The organism is Endozoicomonas sp. SESOKO3, assembly GCF_024606255.1.
In genome coordinates, this window is sequence record NZ_JAHHPR010000518.1 from 1 (window position 1) to 2,515 (window position 2,515).

Here is a 2,515-nt window from a genome sequence, read left to right on the forward strand (position 1 = left end):
AAAAAAAAGCCGAACAAAACGGCAAGAAAAGTGAACGAAGCAGTCACTCTGACGGCAGGAAAAGTGTTGACGATAACGAGCCACCACCGGACAGAAATCATCCAGTCACACCAGCAGACAGCGTCTCCTCGGCATCTTTGCTTGAACATCTATCTTATTTCTACAAAAAGTCCTGGCTTCGGCCTGAAAGAATGAGCCATATATCGGAATTTCTTTCAGAACAGCTGGATATCAAATCCAGGGAGCAATTTGAAACGTTTTACGGTCAATGCCAACTGCCCGATGATGAAGGTGAAACACTATACAACCAGATGCTTCGGGGTTTTGATCCGAAAAACTCTCAACACATGGTGCTGGCATCAAAAGCTCTGGAAAATTCTATAGAAGTCATTGTTCCTGATGCTCAAGGAGATCACTGCCATAGCTACCATGTTCGTACGCCTCAACAGCCTCTGAACAGTCTCGAAGATGCCTATGTCTTCCTGTTTTACGGGCATCACGCTGTAAAACTGTCTCATCACAGTGACAACTTCCTTTGGTCCACTCACTTCCTGACCAGCTCCCACTTAAATAAACAGGAAAGTGACTGGCTGAGAGACAGTCGATCTGAAAATGCTTTATGGGAACTGTTTCCACAGTGGCAAAAAGACATTTTGTTATACCGGGAAAATCTTCAATACAACGCCATAAATTCTGCCAGCGAAGAGCTACTGAAAAAGGCGTCCATAAAATCTGCCAGCGAAGGACTAAAACAGGCGTTTACTGCACCCGATAAATTCATGCAGGGGGAACAAGGACAAAACCTATTCAGTTTTTACAATACATTACGTCTTGCTTGTCACCCATTCGACGATAAAGAGAATCCTGATGGCACATTTTACATTAGTAAAAACGTTCTTGGAGCAGTGATTTTTTTCTGGCAAGACTCTGCCAGTAAATATATCCCCTTTATAGCTCCGGATCTCTCCATATCTTCAATAAACGACAAGATACAATCTATGGATGATCATTTAAAAAATTATTCCGAGGGCTCATTTTTAGTAAAAAAACAGGACATCCGCTATGTGATTCCTGCACTTGTGGTGCTTGCACCTGTTTTTAGAAAAACCTATACAGAAGCAGAGAGAGTTATATCTGGTACTGAAGATGCTCTTGTCTATGGTGGATTAGCCAGATGGCAACATCTTTCGTCTTCAGTTAAACCCACTGAACTTGGCAAGGTTCCTGTTACCAATGATATTGACCTGGCAGTTGAGGATATTACAAGTCTGGAAACCATATCAGCCTCGTTAGAGGAAAAGCTGAGAGACGCCCTGCCCGGCACCACCGTCAGACGCAACAACATTCACACCATAGTTTTAGCCAACCCAAAAGAATTACAGCGCAGAGGGCTACTGCACACCTTAAAGATCAATTGCTTTCCCGATACAAACAAAGGAAAAACAATGGGGTTCGCCCGTTGTAAGACAAAAAAAATGGCGAATTTTGTCTATCGATATTTCTGCCGGTCCTGAAGGGTATTTCGATTTCATGCGTGTAGAACCTTTTGCCATAGGTTCCAAACTGCTTATGACAAACTTGCCTGCTCTGGTTGAAAAACTGCTGCAGGACATGCAACTTGATCAAACCAACCCAAGGATTGATTCAACACGACGGGTGCAAAATGCTCAAAATGTGTTAAAAATCTTGCTGGCGAGTGACACTGAGCAACAGGTTCAGGCCATTATTCAGCAGTCAGTCCTCAGCAGTTTTTCAGAATCATCCAGATTACCGGAATTTCTGCATCCATATATCAAGCCCCTGCCTGACAGTGAACAGGAAAGCAGTGTTAAGGCGAAAAATCCTGTGGGTGAGCAAAAAGGTATCGACCAACATGATAGAGCAGTTTCTACCGCTACTTACATTGAAGGTAAAGAGGCGATAACAGATGACTCAGATTTAGATTCCCATAAGAATAAACAGAAACGGATAAAAACGGTCAAGCCAGAAATAAGCGACATTGCAACTGCGCCAGTAAAGGTTGATATCAAATTAGAAGCAATCCCTGATGATCAAAGCTCTGCGGTAGCTCATCACAATAAGATCACAGCACCTGATTCGGCTGAATGCTCAAAAAAAGGAAACAAGAAAACCACCACCCAAAAGTCAGTCTTGAGTATAATCGATTTCGAAACGGCATTGACTCAATCCATAGAAATATCAAACTGGATTAGAGAAATGGATCATAACTTTCCGGGTGAGCTGAACAGGGCAATAAAGACACCACACTGCCAGAGCTCTGAAGAAAGCCCTGCGCCCGATGCAAAACTCGACACATTGCAAAATCAATTGGAGGATGGAAAAACAAAAACCCTGCAGATACTGGCTTGTTCCGGAGCTTCTGCAGATACATCCAGTGACCAACCAGTCATAACCATCAATCTGGCTAGCACCCTCGACAGTCGGCAGCGCACAGGGTTAGAACAGGCCGCTTATGAGAACCACTTCCCCTATGCCCAACTGGTTCAGGCGTTGT

At 43.7% G+C, this 2,515-nt stretch carries 2 protein-coding genes; both read left to right on the top strand.

The genetic code is table 11. The features are described from left to right. Positions 1-1,514 (top strand): hypothetical protein (locus tag KDK18_RS08955; protein ID WP_257254559.1); only part of this gene is annotated, 1,514 nt, incomplete at its 5' end. Beyond that, positions 1,486-2,515, top strand: a 1,030-nt coding sequence (locus KDK18_RS08960; protein ID WP_257254560.1) for a hypothetical protein, incomplete at its 3' end; no start/stop codon positions are given. The genes KDK18_RS08955 and KDK18_RS08960, both read left to right, overlap by 29 nt.